This is a genomic window from Acinetobacter sp. P37 (assembly GCF_057480965.1).
The window spans coordinates 1-430 of the sequence record NZ_JBLIYY010000055.1; the positions used below are offsets into that span (position 1 = coordinate 1).

The window sequence follows — 430 nt, forward strand, 5'->3', positions numbered from 1 at the left end:
TTTGGTAGTGTTTCAAAAAGTATGCTGAAGAAAAAGCCGATTGGATTTTGATAAAATAGAGAAATGCAAATAACTCTAGCAATCAAATGTCCAACCTGCCTCAGTGATAGTATAAAGAAAAATGGTATCAAAGTAGATGGGAAACAAAACTATCAGTGCAAAGACTGTAAACGTCAGTTTATTGGTGATCATGCACTGAGCTATCTAGGATGTAAGTCAGGTATTACTCGTAAAATATTACAGTTGATGGTCAGAGGCAGCGGTATACGAGATATTGCTGAAGTTGAGCGCATCAGTATCGGTAAAGTTTTACGTACTTTAACTGAATCAACCTATGAAATTCAGCCTCAGCAAAGTCATTATGAATCTCTCGAAGTAGATGAGTTCTGGAATTTTGTTGGAAATAAAAAGAATAAACAATGGCTTATTT

Annotated in this window: 1 pseudogene; it reads left to right on the forward strand. The window is 35.1% G+C overall.

What is annotated here, in order from left to right:
• Positions 1–63 precede the first annotated feature (63 nt).
• Positions 64–430, forward strand: a pseudogene (locus tag AC25JC_RS17355) (IS1-like element ISAba3 family transposase); the annotation flags it as partial.